Source organism: Acinetobacter sp. ANC 4862, from assembly GCF_004336635.1.
Taxonomy (GTDB): Bacteria; Pseudomonadota; Gammaproteobacteria; order Pseudomonadales; family Moraxellaceae; genus Acinetobacter.
In genome coordinates this window covers 1-15,758 of the sequence record NZ_SJXH01000037.1, presented here as the reverse complement: position 1 = coordinate 15,758, position 15,758 = coordinate 1, and the positions used below count along the sequence as shown (strand labels likewise).

14 protein-coding genes and 1 pseudogene are annotated in these 15,758 nt (G+C 42.9%); 11 read left to right on the top strand and 4 right to left on the bottom strand.

Annotation, left to right across the window (positions count from 1 at the left end; all coding sequences use genetic code 11):
- A complete protein-coding gene (locus tag E0409_RS13755) occupies window positions 1-1,563 on the top strand; it encodes a dihydrolipoamide acetyltransferase family protein (protein ID WP_131291723.1) in 1,563 nt (520 codons plus the stop codon).
- Window positions 1,564-1,637: 74 nt separating this feature from the next.
- Window positions 1,638-2,423 carry an acetoin reductase gene (locus E0409_RS13750; RefSeq protein WP_131291721.1) on the top strand — a complete coding sequence of 262 codons (786 nt, stop codon included), beginning with the start codon at window positions 1,638-1,640 and terminating at the stop codon, window positions 2,421-2,423.
- Window positions 2,424-2,486: 63 nt separating this feature from the next.
- Here the strand turns inward: E0409_RS13750 and E0409_RS13745 are convergent, their stop codons facing one another.
- Window positions 2,487-3,371 carry a LysR family transcriptional regulator gene (locus E0409_RS13745; RefSeq protein WP_131291719.1) on the bottom strand — a complete coding sequence of 295 codons (885 nt, stop codon included), beginning with the start codon at window positions 3,369-3,371 and terminating at the stop codon, window positions 2,487-2,489.
- A 176-nt stretch (window positions 3,372-3,547) separates the two neighbouring features.
- On the opposite strand from E0409_RS13745, the gene E0409_RS13740 reads away from it, so the two are divergent.
- The 7 genes from E0409_RS13740 (at window position 3,548) to E0409_RS13710 (ending at window position 12,190) form a co-directional block, all read left to right on the top strand.
- Entirely contained in the window at window positions 3,548-5,077 is a 1,530-nt protein-coding gene (locus E0409_RS13740) for a CoA-acylating methylmalonate-semialdehyde dehydrogenase (RefSeq protein WP_131291717.1), read from the top strand.
- Between the two features lie 11 nt (window positions 5,078-5,088).
- Window positions 5,089-5,979 carry a 3-hydroxyisobutyrate dehydrogenase gene (gene mmsB, locus E0409_RS13735; RefSeq protein WP_131291715.1) on the top strand — a complete coding sequence of 297 codons (891 nt, stop codon included), beginning with the start codon at window positions 5,089-5,091 and terminating at the stop codon, window positions 5,977-5,979.
- Window positions 5,980-6,064: 85 nt separating this feature from the next.
- Window positions 6,065-7,723 carry an AMP-binding protein gene (locus E0409_RS13730; RefSeq protein WP_131291713.1) on the top strand — a complete coding sequence of 553 codons (1,659 nt, stop codon included), beginning with the start codon at window positions 6,065-6,067 and terminating at the stop codon, window positions 7,721-7,723.
- 39 nt (window positions 7,724-7,762) lie between these two features.
- A complete protein-coding gene (locus E0409_RS13725) occupies window positions 7,763-8,890 on the top strand; it encodes an acyl-CoA dehydrogenase family protein (RefSeq protein ID WP_131291710.1) in 1,128 nt (375 codons plus the stop codon).
- Between the two features lie 18 nt (window positions 8,891-8,908).
- Window positions 8,909-9,682, top strand: a complete 774-nt coding sequence (locus E0409_RS13720) for an enoyl-CoA hydratase (RefSeq protein ID WP_131291709.1) — start codon at window positions 8,909-8,911, stop codon at window positions 9,680-9,682.
- Window positions 9,683-9,706: 24 nt separating this feature from the next.
- A complete protein-coding gene (locus E0409_RS13715) occupies window positions 9,707-10,774 on the top strand; it encodes an enoyl-CoA hydratase/isomerase family protein (RefSeq protein WP_131291707.1) in 1,068 nt (355 codons plus the stop codon).
- 63 nt (window positions 10,775-10,837) lie between these two features.
- Window positions 10,838-12,190, top strand: a complete 1,353-nt coding sequence (locus E0409_RS13710) for an MFS transporter (protein ID WP_131291705.1) — start codon at window positions 10,838-10,840, stop codon at window positions 12,188-12,190.
- Window positions 12,191-12,426: 236 nt separating this feature from the next.
- On the opposite strand, the gene E0409_RS13705 is transcribed toward E0409_RS13710, so the two are convergent.
- Window positions 12,427-13,818, bottom strand: a complete 1,392-nt coding sequence (locus E0409_RS13705) for a heavy metal sensor histidine kinase (protein ID WP_131291703.1) — start codon at window positions 13,816-13,818, stop codon at window positions 12,427-12,429.
- On the bottom strand, window positions 13,815-14,486 hold the full coding sequence (locus E0409_RS13700) for a heavy metal response regulator transcription factor (protein ID WP_131291750.1): 672 nt from the start codon (window positions 14,484-14,486) through the stop codon (window positions 13,815-13,817). The genes E0409_RS13705 and E0409_RS13700 overlap by 4 nt, the downstream gene beginning before the upstream one ends.
- A gap of 121 nt (window positions 14,487-14,607) precedes the next feature.
- Between E0409_RS13700 and E0409_RS13695 the strand changes: the two genes are divergently transcribed.
- Window positions 14,608-15,084, top strand: a complete 477-nt coding sequence (locus E0409_RS13695; RefSeq protein ID WP_502699838.1) for a GlcG/HbpS family heme-binding protein — start codon at window positions 14,608-14,610, stop codon at window positions 15,082-15,084.
- 26 nt (window positions 15,085-15,110) lie between these two features.
- On the top strand, window positions 15,111-15,509 hold the full coding sequence (gene uraH / locus E0409_RS13690) for a hydroxyisourate hydrolase (protein ID WP_074943258.1): 399 nt from the start codon (window positions 15,111-15,113) through the stop codon (window positions 15,507-15,509).
- 93 nt (window positions 15,510-15,602) lie between these two features.
- Here the strand turns inward: uraH and E0409_RS13685 are convergent.
- Window positions 15,603-15,758: pseudogene (locus tag E0409_RS13685) on the bottom strand (IS256 family transposase); the annotation flags it as partial.

Sequence of the window (15,758 nt, the reverse complement as noted above, 5' to 3'; positions counted from 1 at the left end):
ATGAGCGAAATTAAAACACTGGAAATCCCCAAATGGGGCTTATCCATGGAAGAAGGCACCATTGTGAAATGGCTGATTGAGGCAGGAGACAGCTTCAGCAAAGGGCAGGATATTTGCGAGATTGAGACAACTAAAATCGTCAATGTATTAGAAGCCCCATTTTCAGGGACTTTACGCAAAATTTTAGCCAAAGAAGGCGAGAGTTTAGCTGTGGGGAGTTTGATCGCAGTCTGCGCAGACCGTCAGATTTCCGATCAGGAAATTGAAGCCTATATACAATCTCTTGATCATCTTGCGTACGAAGATAACACGGCCACTGAAGAGAATACTGTGGCAACTCACCCATCCGAACAGACACTGACTGATCCATCCATTGCTCATTCAGAGCAGCAGAAAACAGCACCAGAAACCAACACATCATCTGCAGCCGTCTTCTCACAACAAGATGGCTATTCTATTCCGGAAGATTTGCAGGGGTATCAGGCAGCAACTGAAACTTTGACCACCCCACATGCCAGAAAATTAGCCGAGAAACTCAATATTAATCTTGCGCGGATTATCGGTAGCGGACGTGGTGGACGGATCAGCATTCAGGATCTTCAGGCCACGATCGAGAAAGCAGGCGGACAATGGCCACAGCTAGTTCATCCAGCAAAGCCGGCAAAAATAAAATCGACTCAAGATGACAGTGCTGTCTCTGCAACACCGATTGCCCGCCGATTGGCAAAACAGTGGGGCATTAATCTGCATGACTGTCGCGTATCGGGTTCTCGTGGCCGGGTATGTAAAGAAGATGTTGAGGCAGTGTATGACCGTGACCATCAAAAGCCTTGCACAGCTTTAGCGAGCGGCACTTCGATACAACCTGGAAAGGCTCAAGTCACTGTGATGCCGATGAGTGCGATGCGGCGTGCCATTGCTACACGCCTTCAAACAGCGAAACACAATGCACCGCATTTCCGACTCACTGTCGATTTAAACGTGGAGGCATTACAAGCCTTACGCCAACAGGTCAATAGTACAATGCTTCAAGTCAAACTTTCGCTGAATGACCTCATGATTAAAGCTGCAGCGGCTGCGCTAATGAAAGTGCCTGAAGTTAATGTTCAGTATGATGAAAAAAATCAGCAAATCCTGCAATTCGATCAGGCCGATATCGCTGTTGCCGTAGCCATTGAACAGGGTCTCATTACACCGATTGTTAAAGCGGCAAACAAAAAATCATTGAGCGAGATTTCAGCCAATATGCATGATTTGGCAGCACGGGCCAAGACTGGAAAATTGCATCCAGATGAGTTCGAAGGGGGAAGTTTTAGTATCTCTAATTTAGGGATGTTGGGCATAAAACAATTTGATGCCATCATCAACCCGCCACAGGCGGCGATTATGGCACTGGGTACGGCCGAAGAACGGGTGCTGGTAGAAAAGGGTGAAATTGTAACGCGGCAGATCATGACTGCGACCTTATCTTGTGATCACCGTGTCATTGATGGTGCCATCGGTGCCAAATTTCTCGCCAGTTTTAAACAGTGTGTAGAAAACCCAGCATTGATCCTGCTGTAGTTCATGATTAATGCAATAGATGAAATCAAAATATGCAAGTAGGCAGTCTGCAATAATAAAAAGAGGAAACACCTATGTCTAAAGGTTTAAGTGGAAAGGTGGCTTTGATCACAGGTGGTGCTAAAGGGATTGGTCGAGGCATTGCTTTGCGTTTAGCCCAAGAAGGCATGCATATCGCTTTGGTCGATCTGCATGAGGATAAACTCAAGGCCACCCAAGCCGAGATCGAGGCATGTAATGTCAAGGCCTCGATTTTTGTGGCTGATATCAGTCAACTCGATCAGGTCACTGCTGCCATTGAAGACGCCTATAGTAAATTAGGCAGTTTTGATGTGATGATTAATAATGCCGGAATTGCACAGGTACAGGCACTAAACGATGTAACACCCGATGAATTCCGCCAGATTACCGATATTAATTTTGGTGGTGTTTTGTGGGGCATTCAGGCCGCTGCGAAAAAGTTTCAGACCTTAAAACAAAAAGGTAAAATTATTAATGCCTGCTCGATTGCCGGACATGAGGGCTTTGCCATGCTCAGTGTATATTCTGCCACCAAATTTGCAGTACGTGCCTTAACCCAGGCGGCTGCCAAAGAATATGCCCATTCAGGAATTATGGTGAATTCTTATTGTCCTGGCGTGGTTGGCACAGATATGTGGGTGGAGATTGACCAGCGTTTTTCAAAGCTGACCGGGGCAAAAATTGGTGAAACCTTTAAAAAATATGCTGAAGGTATCGCTTTAGGGCGCACTGAAACCCCAGATGATGTGGCTGCACTGGTTGCATTTTTAGCAAGTGAAGATGCTGATTATATTACCGGTCAATCTATTATTACGGATGGTGGTATGGTCTACCGGTGAAATTCACCTCCACCCTGCAGCGGGTGGAGTCCTTTTTCACTTTGAGATAGGTGGGGGAGGATGTTAATTGCCCATTAATACGCCTTGCTGAACATCAGCCTGCTTACGCAAAAAGTCCCAGACCAATTTAATTTTGGGCTCGTGTTGTAAATCTACCAGGGTTAACATCCAGAAGGTATGCGTAAAGCTCACCTGGTCACTGAGGACTTCTTCAAGTTCGGTTTTATCATTGACCAGGAATCTCGGCAAAATGGCCAATCCTGCACCTGCACTGACAGCAATCTGTTGGGCCAGAATACTGTTACTGCGAAAACATGCAGTGACTTGCAATGGCAAACGTTCCAGTGAATAAAGCGCAGAGCTATACACCAGATCATCAATATAATCGACAAAACGGTGCTGGGCTAAATCCTCTATACGATTAATTTTCGGGTTTTGTTGTAAGTAATTTTTACTGCCATACAGCTTTAAACAGTAATTGGACAGTCGGGTAATGATATAAGGGCCGGATTTGGGGCGGTCAATCGAAATGACAATATCTGCTTCACGGTGTGACAGTTTAATCGCTTTCGGAACGGGAATTAAATCGATCGTTAATGCAGGATAGTGTTGAGAAAACTCCGCCAATAGGCGTGCCAGAAAAGCCGTACCAAATCCTTCTGGTGCCCCGATGCGTACCCGACCTTGTAAAGGATTCAGCGGTTTATCAATCTGTAAAAAAGACTGCTCCATTTGCTCAACGCGTGGTACTAAAGCCACCCCTTCAGAAGTTAATTCATAACCCGTCGCTTCGCGCTTAAAAAGTTGGATTCCTAATGTCTGCTCCAAAGCCTGAATGCGACGCGCTACGGTACTGTGTTCAACACCGATCAAGCGCGCGGCATTGGTGAGCGTTTTAGCACGAGCCAATACTAAAAAAAAGCGTAAATGATCCCAATCTACTTTCATGTTCTTTTAACGTCCTGTTAAATCCCTGTGCATATTTGCACAACCATCGTGCAGCAATTTCCATTGGTGGTCAAAGTTTTCTTTGTTAGTCTGCTGAAACAGCGTAAAAAAAATATACGTTTGATAAAGCCAGTCAGGCATAGACAACCAACAATAACAATGATCACGGAGTGACCATGAACGCTATTCATCAACCCCATCAAAATACCGAATTAACCACGGCTAAATTGCTGATCAATGGTGAGTTTGTTGAGTCACAAACCAGCGAGTGGCATAACATTGTCAATCCTGCGACTCAGGAAGTATTGGGTCAAGTCCCATTCGCGACTCGTGAAGAAGTCAACGCTGCCATTGCTGCTGCACAGAATGCGTTTGCAAGCTGGCGCCATACGCCGATTCAGGCACGTATGCGAATTATGCTTAAGCTGCAAGACTTGATCCGAATCAATGCAAAAAGCATCGCTCAAGTGCTTACTGCTGAACAGGGAAAAACACTTGCCGATGCTGAGGGAGATATCCAGCGCGGTTTGGAAGTTGTGGAGCATGCGTGTTCAATAGGCACTCTGCAAATGGGTGAATATATTGAAGGTGTAGCACGTGGTGTGGATACCTATACGCTTCAACAACCTTTAGGGGTTTGTGCAGGCATTACCCCTTTTAACTTCCCTGCGATGATTCCATTGTGGATGTTCCCAATGGCCATTGTTTGCGGTAATACCTTTGTATTAAAGCCTTCTGAACAAGATCCGTTGTCTACCATGATGCTGGTTGAGCTTGCAATTCAGGCGGGTGTACCGGCGGGTGTGCTCAATGTGGTACATGGCGGTAAAGAAGTGGTAGACATGTTGTGTACGCATTCCGATATCAAGGCCATTTCTTTTGTAGGCTCTACAGCAGTCGGTACCCATGTCTATAACCTGGCAGGGCAACACGGGAAACGTGTTCAGTCGATGATGGGTGCAAAAAATCATGTGGTCGTCATGCCTGATGCGAATAAGGAACAGACTTTAAATGCTTTAGTGGGTGCAGCTTTTGGTGCAGCAGGGCAGCGTTGTATGGCACTGTCTGTAGCAGTTCTGGTCGGCGAAACCAAACATTGGGTCGATGAATTGGTTGCTAAAACCAAAACTTTGAAGGTCAATGCCGGGCATGAGCCGAATACCGATGTTGGACCGGTGATTTCAGCACGTGCCAAAGCTCGGGTGATTGATTTAATCAACAGTGGTGTTGAACAAGGCGCTGAATTGCTGCTGGACGGTCGAGACGTTCAAGTTAAAGGCTATGAGCAAGGTAACTTTGTCGGCCCAACGATTTTTAATCAGGTCACGACGGAGATGCGTATTTACAAGGAAGAAATTTTCGGTCCAGTGCTCGCTATTATTCATGTCGATACCCTAGAAGAAGCAATGGCATTAATTAATGCCAATCCATTTGGCAATGGTGTCGGTCTATTTACCCAAAGTGGCACCACAGCACGTACTTTCCAGAACAGTATTGATATTGGTCAGGTGGGAATCAATATTCCAATTCCAGTGCCAGTACCATTCTTTAGCTTCACCGGTTCACGTGGTTCTAAACTGGGTGATTTGGGCCCTTATGGTAAACAGGCGGTACAGTTTTATACTCAAACCAAAACCATTACCAGTCGCTGGTTTGAAGAGAGTCAAGAAAGCAGCGGTGTCAATACCACGATCAGCCTACGCTAAGGAGCATCCACATGAAGATCGCATTTATTGGCTTAGGCAACATGGGCGGTTCCATGGCGCAAAACCTGCTTAAAGCTGGACAAACCGTTTTTGGCTTTGACTTGAGTGAAGTTGCTTTGCAGCACTTCGCTGAAGCGGGCGGAGTCGTGTGTGAAAGCCCACAAGCTGCAGCAAAACAGGCGGATGTGGTGATTACCATGTTGCCTGCAGCCAAGCATGTCCGTGACGTTTATCTTGGTGAGAAGGGTGTACTTGCTGTACTTAAAGCGGGAAGCTTGTGTATCGACAGCAGTACGATTGATCCACAAACCATTAAAGATATTGCCGCAGCAGGTCGTGCTAAACAGATTAGCATCTGTGATGCACCGGTTTCTGGCGGCACACTGGGTGCAAAAGATGGCACTTTGACCTTTATGATTGGTGCTGATGAAGCAACCTTTAATGCGGTAAAACCCGTACTCAGCCTGATGGGCAAAAATCTGGTCCATTGTGGTGATGTCGGTACGGGGCAAGTTGCAAAAATCTGTAATAACCTGATTCTGGGTATTTCCATGACTGCGGTGGCAGAAGGGATGGCACTGGGTGTGAAGTTAGGTATTGATCCTCAAGCTTTAGCAGGCGTGATCAATAGCTCAACCGGACGTTGCTGGAGTTCAGAAATTTACAATCCATGGCCCCACATTTGTGATAACGCACCGGCTTCACGTGGCTACACAGACGGCTTTGCGGCCCAACTGATGCTTAAGGACTTGGGACTAGCGGTTGAAGCCGCAGAACAAGTTGAGCATCCAGTCGTATTAGGTCATCAGGTGCAGAAAATGTATCAGCAATTATGTCAGGAAGGGGATGCCCATCTGGATTTCTCCAGCATCATGCATCAATACACCACCCAACCTGCTTAAAATTTAAATCATCCTGATGGGGCAAGGATACGCTCCATCAAAATACCCTGTCGGTAATAACTATAAACTCAGGCTGAGGTTGAAAATGCTAAATTATCAAAAAACGGTTCAAGATTTTGATTTAAATACGGTTGCAAGTCAGTTTTTATCCGGATCAACACAGGCGGTGAATGCCTGTTATGAGTGTTGTGACCGCCATGCCAATTCCGATGCGATCGCCTTGTTCTGGTACGGTAAAGATGGCCGCAAAGAACAGTATAGCTTTCGCGAGCTGAAAAAATATTCCAGTCAGTTTGCGAACTTTTTAAAGTCTCAGGGGATTGGCAAAGGTGACCGCGTTTCAGGACTATTACCTCGTACGCCAGAGCTGATCATTACCATTTTGGCGACCTGGCGTATCGGTGCGGTTTACCAGCCTTTGTTTACCGCCTTTGGTCCCAAAGCGATTGAACATCGTATTCAGCTTGCCCAGAGCAAACTGGTGGTGACCGATTTGGCGAATCGCGACAAATTATCCGAGATTAGCCATTGTCCAACCATCGTTACGGTAAATGTCGAAACTCAAGCAGAAACCTATCCGCAAGATCTCAGTTTTTGGACGGTATTGAATCGTCAAGCTGAAGGTTGTGAAATAGAAATGCTCAATATAGATGACCCATTTTTATTGATGTTTACCTCGGGTACCACTGGACCGGCGAAACCTTTAAAAGTACCGATAAAAGCATTGATTGCTTTTGCGGGCTATATGAAAAATGCCGTGGGTTTAAGCGCTGAAGATGCTTTTTGGAATATTGCCGATCCGGGTTGGGCTTACGGTCTGTATTACGGTATTACCGGGCCATTATTGTTAGGACATTCGACCTTATTTTATGAAGGCGGTTTTAATGCCGAAAGTGTCTGTGAAATTGTCAAGGAATATGGCATCACCAATCTTGCCGGTGCACCTACTGCCTACCGCATGATGATGGCGGCTGATCCTGCCCAGATGGCGCAGTTGCGCGGTAAATTGCGTGTGGTCAGCAGTGCCGGAGAACCATTGAATCCGGAAGTGATCCGCTGGTTTAAAGAGGTCCTTGATGCACCGATTTATGACCATTATGGCCAAACTGAAGTTGGCATGGTGGTGTGTAATCATCATGCACTGGAACATCCGGTTCATGCCGGTTCGGCAGGCTTTGCCAGCCCCGGTTATCGAATTGCCGTCGTCGATGAACAGGGTAAGGAACTCCCTGCCGATACCCCCGGAATTTTGGCGATCGATATCAGTCAATCCCCGATGATGTGGTTTTCTGGCTATGAAGAAAGCCGTAAATCTCCATTTCTTGGTCACTATTATTTAACGGGGGATACGGCTGAAATACATGAAGATGGCAGTATGAGTTTTGTCGGACGCAGTGATGATGTGATTACCACCTCAGGCTATCGGGTCGGTCCATTTGATGTGGAAAGTGCCTTGCTCGAGCATGATGCCGTGGTTGAGGCAGCTGTGATTGGCGTACCTGATCCAGAGCGTACCGAAGTCATCAAAGCCTTTGTGATTCTGGCGAATAATTTTAAAGCCACTTCGCAGCTTGCAGATGACCTGGGTCAGTTTGTAAAAAAACGGTTGTCTGCGCACGCCTATCCTCGCCTGATTGAATTCGTGACTGAATTGCCGAAAACACCAAGTGGCAAAATTCAGCGTTTCTTACTGCGCAATCAAGAAATAAACAAACAGCAAGCTCAGGCAGCTCTACAGGCCTAACGGAAACAATACTGAACAGATAGATGAAAGGAAGAGTCGATGCAATTAACGGAAGAACAACAACTGATTCAGGATATGGCAAAAAGCTTTGCCCAGGAACAAATTAAGCCTTATGCAGGCGAGTGGGATCAAAAGGGCATCTTTCCTAAAGATGCCTTGGCCCAAATGGGGCAGTTGGGTTTTATGGGGATGCTGATTCCTGAAGAATGGGGTGGCTCGGGTACGGGTACACTGGCTTATGTACTTGCGCTAGAAGAAGTGGCAGCCGCAGATGGTGCGACCTCGGCGATTATGAGCGTGCATAACTCTGTGGGTTGTGTGCCGATTTTGAAGTTTGGTACAGAACAACAGAAACAGCAATTTTTAGTACCTTTAGCACAGGGCGATATGATTGGGGCTTTTGCCTTAACCGAACCGCAGACTGGGTCGGATGCTGCCGCCATTAAGACCCGTGCGGTCAAAGACGGTGATCACTACATTATTAACGGGTCCAAACAGTTTATTACCTCGGGGCATAATGCCGGGATGATTATTGTGTTTGCAGTGACCGATCCAGGCGCGGGTAAAAAGGGCATCAGCGCATTTTTAGTGCCACGCAATACCCCCGGTTATGAAGTGATTCGTGTTGAGGAAAAACTCGGCCTCCATGCTTCAGACACCTGTCAAATTGCCTTAACCGATGTCCGGATTCATGAAAGTTTAAGATTGGGTGCAGAAGGAGAAGGCTTAAAAATTGCGCTTGCCAACCTGGAAGGTGGGCGAATTGGTATAGCCGCACAGGCGGTGGGTTTTGCCCGTGCTGCTTTAGAAGAGGCGACACGCTATGCGCATGAACGGGTTGCTTTTGGCAAACCTATTTTTGAACAGCAAGCCATTGCTTTTAGGCTCGCGAGTATGGCGACTGAAATTGAAGCGGCTCGACAACTGGTGCATTTTGCTGCACGTAAAAAAGAAGCCGGTGAAGCCTGTTTAACTGAGGCCTCAATGGCCAAGCTATTTGCTTCAGAAATGGCGGAACGCGTTTGCTCTAAAGCCTTGCAAATTTTTGGTGGCTACGGTTATCTCAAAGATTTTCCGATTGAGCGTATTTATCGTGATGCCCGTATTTGTCAGATTTATGAAGGCACCAGTGATATTCAACGCCTAGTGATCGCACGCAGTTTATAATTAAATAAGGATATTTTCATGCAGTGGCAAACCATTTTATTAGAACAACGTAACGGTGTGGGACTGATTACTTTAAATCGTCCGCAAGCTTTAAATGCACTGAACAACCAGCTGATTATTGAAGTCAATCAAGCGCTTGACCAGCTAGAAAAAGATCCAAATATTGGCTGTATCGTACTGACTGGTTCAGAAAAAGCTTTTGCAGCCGGCGCTGATATTAAAGAAATGGCGGACTTAAACTTTCCACAAATCTATCTGGATGATTTTTTCAGCCTTGCTGATCGTATTGCGCAGCGTCGTAAGCCATTGATCGCAGCTGTAAGTGGATATGCTTTGGGTGGCGGGTGTGAATTAGCGTTAATGTGTGACTTTATTTATTGTGCTGATAATGCAAAATTTGGTTTACCCGAAGTGACCTTGGGTGTACTCCCGGGGATTGGCGGAACACAGCGTTTAACTTTGGCGATTGGCAAAGCCAAGGCTATGGAGATGTGTCTGACTGCGCGACACATGGGTGCGCAGGAAGCTGAACAAAGTGGTTTAGTGGCGGGGGTATTTGCCAAAGACGAATTACTGGAACACACCTTGCAAGCGGCTGAAAAAATTGCGGAAAAATCGCTGACTGCGGTGATGATGATTAAAGAGTCGATTAACCGGGCATTTGAAGTCAGTCTGGCCGAAGGACTGCGTTTTGAACGACGAGTATTCCATTCAATTTTCGCGGGTTCTGATCAGAAAGAAGGGATGCGTGCCTTTGTGGAAAAACGCCCAGCCAAATTTACGCATCAATAGCAAAACCATAATAGGAAAACAATAATGAGCGATGAAAATAATTTAGTAATTCGGGTAGAAGGAGGTCTGGGCATCATCAGCCTGGACCGCACTAGCCATTTAAATGCTTTAACCCTGCCGATGATTCAGGGCATTCAGGCACAATTGGAACAATGGCTTAATGACAGCAATGTACAAGCGATCTTAATCAATTCTAACAGCCCTAAAGCTTTCTGTGCTGGAGGTGATATTCGTTATCTGTATGACAGTTATAAAGCCGGGAATACAGGGCATCGTGATTACTTTGCTGCTGAATACGTGATGCTCCATACCCTGCGTAAATTTGCCAAACCGGTCATTGTTTTTCTGGATGGATATGTCTTGGGGGGCGGCTTTGGTTTGGCCCAAGCTTGTCATATTAAGGTCACCAGTGAAAAATCACGCTTTGCCATGCCAGAAACTGCGATTGGATTTTTTCCTGACGTCGGGGCGACCCACTTTCTGTCACGACTCGATGAAATTGGGGTTTATCTCGCACTTACGGGTGAGCAAATCAGCAGCAGTGATGCACTTTATTTAGACCTGGTTGATTATCATATACCGAGCGATAAATTTGCGGAATTACAGGCAGTCTTGATCGCTGAATCCTCTTTGAATAACCCCAAAATTAGAAAAATTATTAGCGATTTTATAACTGACCCTGCAGAGAGTGAATTACAAAAACGTGCAGACCACATTAATCAGCATTTTGCTTATCAAAAACTGGAAGACATTGAATACAGTCTCGCGCATGAAACGAATTCTACTGATCAAGCCTGGGCTGATAAAACGCTGACCATTTTGCAGCAACGTCCTTTAATGGCTAAACAAACCAGTTTGAAGTTACAACAGGTAGGACAGAATTTATCGCTTGAAAAATGTATGCAGCTTGAGCGCGATTTACAGGATATCTGGTTAGAGCAGGGTGATTTTATCGAGGGTGTGCGGGCATTAATTATTGATAAAGACAAGAACCCGCAGTGGCAAACAGATAATTCAACATTTGAGAAAACCTTGGAAAAGCTGTGGCCTGTGTGGAATAAGCAATCTATAGATTCACTTTGTTATAAATAATCGGATTTTAAATAATGAAGTGGGTCATGGATGACTCTGCTAAAAAATACAAGAGGGATATATATGAAACCCGAACAACAATCACATGCTCAAGATAAAAAGTCTTCCCACCGTTTGGCTGGTGTATCCAGTATGGTGGGTACAACTATTGAATGGTACGATTTTTTTATTTACGGTGCAGCCGCCGCATTAATTTTCAATAAACTCTTCTTTCCTAATCTAGATCCATTGATGGGTGTAATGGCTGCATTTGCTACTTATGCAGTGGGATTTATTGGTCGGCCTTTGGGCGGAATTGTGTTTGGTCATTTTGGAGACAAAATTGGCCGTAAAGCAATGTTATTGACTACTCTCATTATGATGGGTATTCCCACCGTTCTTATCGGTTTATTGCCGACTTATGAAAGTATTGGCTATTGGGCTACGGTATGTCTTGTCATCCTGCGCTTCATTCAGGGTATGGCCATGGGAGGAGAATGGGGCGGTGCCGTTTTAATGGCAGTTGAACATGCACCCGAAGGAGGCAAAGGATTTTGGGGCAGTTTACCTCAGGCCAGTGCAGGTGGTGGACTCATGCTTGCATCCATCGCTCTGGGGTTGGTGTCTATGTTGCCAGAAGCCAGCCTATTTAGCTGGGGATGGAGAATTCCATTCCTTGCCAGTATTGTCCTGTTAGGGGTTGGGTGGTATATCCGGGTCAAAGTACCTGAATCCCCGGATTTTGAAAAAATTAAAGACCAGGCGCAAGAAATTAAAGTACCAGCTTTGCAAGTTTTCAAAAATCATCCTCGAGAGCTTTTAACCATTATTTTTGCGCGTGCCGCTGAGAATGCATGGTTCTATATTGCTTCCACCTTCGCACTCGCCTATACCACGACAAAACTGGGGATTCCCCGTCAAGACATTCTATTTGCCACTATTTGTGGGGGTGGCTTGATTATGATTATGACGCCTTTATTTGGACATCTCTCAGATAAGGTGGGTCAAAGAAATATGTTTATGTTTGGTCTGGTGGTCCTTGCACTTTATTGCTATCCATTTTTCAGTATGTTGGATACCAAAGATCCACTATTGGTCTGGACTGCAATAGTATTCGCTATTGGTGTAGTTTTTCCACTCATGTATGCACCGCAATCCCAGTTATTTGCTCGACAATTCCCGACCGAAATCCGATATAGCGGTATTTCAATTTCTGTGCAGTTTGCCGGAGTCATTGGTGGAGGCTTAGCTCCCCTGATTGCAACTAAACTTTTAAGTGTGGGGGATGGCAGTCCTCATTTGATTATTACTTATATTATGGGGATGGCTATATTTGCGATCTTCTGTACATTTTTTATGAAGCGTGACAAGTTCAATATTCAAGCATCTAAAGTAATGATAAAAAATGCAACAGAAACGGATTTATCTAGTCCTTAATATCCATAAATAAAATTCAATCAATTAACTCACCGAACAGTGAAATGAAGCGTTATTTTCTGGTCTTGGGAACAGAATCTTCCGAAGATCAGAAAGTCTGGATACTCACCGAAGCAATCACGATTATAATGTGGCTGATATGGACGTTTCAGGCGCTTGGATTGAGAAATTCATAAATCAGCTGAATCATTCAGGAATGGGGGGTTCTACTGAAATTTCTCATTTTTAAGAAATTTTTAATAACATCTGCAAGTTAAATATTTAATCTTTAAACTAAATATAATGCCTTCCTTGGTGTTATAGGCGGTTGCTTCTCCATGATGTAACATCATGATAGATTTAACGATTGATAGTCCTAAACCACCAGTTTTTGCTTTGGAATGTCGACTACTATCAATTTGATAGAAACGTTCAAATAATTGATTCAAATGTTGTTTATCAATAAAAACATTTTTAGTTAGTATTTCAATATTGACATGACTTTCTGTAGATTTTGTTGAAATCACAATGTCTTGATCTTCAAATCCATAATCAATAGCATTGATTATAAGATTAGACAGCGCTCTTTTTAATAAATCTGCATTAGCATATATTTGAATTCCCTTTTCTAATTCTAAAACAAATCTCATTTGTTTATCTTCAGCTAAGAATTCAAAATAATGGACCAATTCTAAAATAAGGTTGGATAAATCAATATTTTCTTTATCGATAATATAATCGCTGTGTTCAGAGCGAGCGATGAACAGCATATTGTCTATCATCTTACTGAGTCGTTCATATTCCTCAAGATGAGAATATAAAAGCTGTTCCAGTTCTTGTTGTGACCGAGATTGCATGAGCATGATTTGAGTCTGCCCCATTAAGTTATTCAAAGGGGTCCTTAATTCATGGGCAATATCTTCAGAAAACTGTGCCAATTGATCATAATTAATTTGAATTTTTTCTAACATCGCATTCATTGCTGAACTGAGTTTATCAACCTCAACGGTAGTACTTTTAACTTCGATTCGCTGATGTGGTTGATTACCCTGAATTTTATGTGTTTGCTCAATCAAATTATTTAAAGATTTGAGTAAATACCACCCGACCCAACGTCCGAGCAGGCTTGCCATTGCACATCCCAATAAGCTATAGAGAATCAATGTCCATAAATATTGATCTAGGGTAGATTGAGCTTCATCAAGTTGTGTGCCAGCAATGAGTTGATAATGTTGATGATTAAAAACAACAGTTTTATAGGCCAAACGGGTTGTGGCAAATTCAGATTGATTATCCAGAAAGGTAATGGTTTTTGATTCGGCCATATCTGGAATATGGACTTTCAGTGGATTAATTTCGATTAAGGTTTGTTGCTGGTTTTTTAAGATTAAAAGATTATCTTCTTTTCCCAGCATATTTTCATATAGACGAGGGTGTTGAACTAAAATCTGAAAGCTTTCTTGATCTTGTAAAAAAATTTCTATGCGTTCAACACGTGCAGTTAAATTCTGATCACGTTGTTTAGCTAACAAGTGCTGCATGTTGTGATAAGAAAGTAAACCAATACCAAAAAACACAATAGAACAAATAATACTGAAGGAAATACTTAAGCGCGTTGTTAAGCTCAGATACCTTAGTCGATTTTTCATTTATTTATGCTTAAACGATATCCCATACCCCGAACAGTATGAATTAATTTGGGCTGAAAGTGGTCATCAATTTTTGCACGCAAGCGGCGAATAGCGACATCCACAACATTGGTGTCTGTCTCAAAGTTAATATTCCACACTTCAGAGGCAATTTGAGATCGGGTTAATAATTCACCTTGATGTTGTATTAATAAATGTAAGAGCGAAAACTCTTTAGAACTTAAATCGATTTTTTGTTGGTTCCGATAAACAGTACGTTCAAACCTATATAAAACTAGATCTTCAACCTGATAATATTCAGACTCGGGTTTTACACTTCGTCTCAACAGGCTTTTGACTCGTGCTAATAATTCTATATATGAGAAGGGTTTAATTAAATAATCATCTGCACCTAGTTCTAAGCCTTTAACTCGATCCAAAACATGGTCTTTTGCAGTCAGCATGAGTACTGGAATTTTAGAAAATGTCCTTAAGGTCTTTAATACTTGCCAACCATCAATTTCAGGTAACATGACATCCAAAACTACTAAATCAAAGTTTTTTTCTTGTAACAACGTTAACGCTGTTAATCCATCATGAGCAACACTGGCTAAATAGCCGGATTCATTTAAACCTTTTGCTAGAAATTCAGCAATTTTGGTTTCATCTTCAATAATAAGTATCTGCATCCAAACAATATTATATGAATTTGTCTGTTTACACATTACAAATCCGTAATCTTATTGTCATGCAATAGTGACTTTATTTTATATAAGCTAATTTATCTCTTAATTTAGCTTAATAGAAATGATGAAAAAACTTCTATTTATTCCGGTACTTCTATTTAGTTCAATCACATATTCAGCTCCTAAAACCAACTATGTCATGGATCTAAACCTCGCTAATCAACTGGCAACCAATGTCATGCAAGCATGTAGCACTACTGCTAAACCTGCGGCTGTAGTGGTCTTAGATCAGGGTGGCAATGTCCTGGCAAGTCAACGGCATGAAACTGTGGGTATACATAATTTAATCGCAGCGCAAAGGAAAGCTTTTACCGCATATTCAAGCAAGGTGACTACCTTACAATTTATGCGTAATGCCCAGAAGAATGTTGATTCACAGAATTTAACCAGCTTACCTGAATTATTACTTTTAGGTGGAGGAGTGCCCGTAGTTTATAAAAGTCAGCTATTAGGTGCAGTTGGTGTAGCCGGTGCAGGTGGGTCAATTCAAGATGATCAATGTGCACAACAGGGCATAGAAATCACACTCAAACAAATTTAAATCAATTTAATTCAGGATAAATTCATATGAACAAGTTATTTTTATTCGCTGGCAGTTTATTTATTTCAAGTTGGGTAATGGCGCAAAATCCTTTAAGTGTGCATGTACTTAACTTGGAAAGTGGATTGCCTTCACCTGATGTAAAAGTTACTTTGGAAGAACAGAAAAATGGAAAATGGATACAGATTTCAGAAGCTAAAACCAATGAGCAAGGTCGTGTAACCGCATTATTTCCAGAAAATAAAACTTTAGATAATGCGATATACAAAGTCACGTTTAAAACAGGAGACTGGTTTAAGAAAAATAAGCAGAATTCTTTCTTTCCAGAAGTTCCGGTGATTTTCCAAACTGATGGCTCGGTAAAACACTATCATATTCCCTTATTACTTAGTCCTTATGGATATTCAACTTATCGAGGTAACTAAGCTGAGAAAAACGGAAGCTCTAACTTGTATAAGATTAGAGCTTCATGGTTAATATTATTGAGCCTGTAAATTATTTTGTGTAAGTTCCATTTTTTATAAATGATCTTTTAATCGATCATCGAACTGAATCGTAAACCAATTCATTGCTAAACGCCAATTTTGAATTGGCATGGTCCATTTTTTAGCAGCATTTGAAGTTGCTAAATAAATGACCTTTTTCACTGAATCATCAGAAGAGAAGATCTTTCT

Coding starts and splice junctions, on each gene's coding strand:
- E0409_RS13755 (WP_131291723.1), top strand. CDS start 1: ATGAGCGAAATTAAAACACTGGAAATCCCCAAATGGGGCTTATCCATG.
- E0409_RS13750 (WP_131291721.1), top strand. CDS start 1,638: ATGTCTAAAGGTTTAAGTGGAAAGGTGGCTTTGATCACAGGTGGTGCT.
- E0409_RS13745 (WP_131291719.1), bottom strand. CDS start 3,371: ATGAAAGTAGATTGGGATCATTTACGCTTTTTTTTAGTATTGGCTCGT.
- E0409_RS13740 (WP_131291717.1), top strand. CDS start 3,548: ATGAACGCTATTCATCAACCCCATCAAAATACCGAATTAACCACGGCT.
- mmsB (WP_131291715.1), top strand. CDS start 5,089: ATGAAGATCGCATTTATTGGCTTAGGCAACATGGGCGGTTCCATGGCG.
- E0409_RS13730 (WP_131291713.1), top strand. CDS start 6,065: ATGCTAAATTATCAAAAAACGGTTCAAGATTTTGATTTAAATACGGTT.
- E0409_RS13725 (WP_131291710.1), top strand. CDS start 7,763: ATGCAATTAACGGAAGAACAACAACTGATTCAGGATATGGCAAAAAGC.
- E0409_RS13720 (WP_131291709.1), top strand. CDS start 8,909: ATGCAGTGGCAAACCATTTTATTAGAACAACGTAACGGTGTGGGACTG.
- E0409_RS13715 (WP_131291707.1), top strand. CDS start 9,707: ATGAGCGATGAAAATAATTTAGTAATTCGGGTAGAAGGAGGTCTGGGC.
- E0409_RS13710 (WP_131291705.1), top strand. CDS start 10,838: ATGAAACCCGAACAACAATCACATGCTCAAGATAAAAAGTCTTCCCAC.
- E0409_RS13705 (WP_131291703.1), bottom strand. CDS start 13,818: ATGAAAAATCGACTAAGGTATCTGAGCTTAACAACGCGCTTAAGTATT.
- E0409_RS13700 (WP_131291750.1), bottom strand. CDS start 14,486: ATGCAGATACTTATTATTGAAGATGAAACCAAAATTGCTGAATTTCTA.
- E0409_RS13695 (WP_502699838.1), top strand. CDS start 14,608: ATGAAAAAACTTCTATTTATTCCGGTACTTCTATTTAGTTCAATCACA.
- uraH (WP_074943258.1), top strand. CDS start 15,111: ATGAACAAGTTATTTTTATTCGCTGGCAGTTTATTTATTTCAAGTTGG.